This is a genomic window from Rhodococcus daqingensis (assembly GCF_042665615.1).
In the GTDB taxonomy this organism is placed as follows: Bacteria; Actinomycetota; Actinomycetes; order Mycobacteriales; family Mycobacteriaceae; genus Rhodococcus_G; species Rhodococcus_G daqingensis.
The window spans coordinates 1-693 of the sequence record NZ_JBHTCS010000034.1; the positions used below are offsets into that span (position 1 = coordinate 1).

Consider the following 693-nt stretch of genomic DNA (forward strand, 5'->3'; position numbering starts at 1 on the left):
CGTCGAGATCGTCGGCAACGACTACTCCAAGACCACCCTGTACGGCCAGCCGTTCAGCATCGGATAACCGGCGCCCACGCCGCCCGAGCGTGATCGGCACCCCTCCTCCTGCGGTGCCGATCGCGCGCAGTCCCACACCACACTTTCTGTCACCGGTACCTCACGTCCAGTGCGTGAGACCTGATCCCTCAGAGGGGAATTCATGAACGTCTCCACCACCGGCCTGCGTCGCGGCCTCAAGACCGCCGCCGCCGGCAGCGCCGCCGCCATCGCCCTCGGCTTCTTCTCCGCCGGCGCCGCGAACGCCGACACCTTCGTCCCGCTGCCCGGCGGCACCATCACCAAGACCCTCGCCGACGGCACCGTCGTCACCGTCACCATGACCGGCGAGTCCGCGAACATCTCCGGCTCCATGGGCGCGACCCCGCTGCACCGCAACGTGTGGGTCTCCGGCTCGGCGAAGGTCGAGATCTCCGGCGGCTCCGGCGCCGAGGGCGGCGACATCGAACCCGGCTACATCGTGGCCTGCCAGCTCACCCTCGGCGGCGAGACCGGCCACAACGCCGGCGGCGGCACCACCTGGGCCAACGAGGACGGCGACGCCTCCATGACCGCCGACAGCGCCGGCAACATCTCCATCGGACCCGGCGAGGCCGCGAGCTTCTCGATCCTCGACCTCGAATCCGCCGACGA

At 70.1% G+C, this 693-nt stretch carries 1 protein-coding gene; it reads left to right on the forward strand.

The window, feature by feature from the left end:
- Positions 1–202: 202 nt before the first annotated feature.
- The coding region (locus ACFQS9_RS26425; protein ID WP_378409531.1) for an MspA family porin at positions 203–693 on the forward strand (491 nt) is incomplete at its 3' end.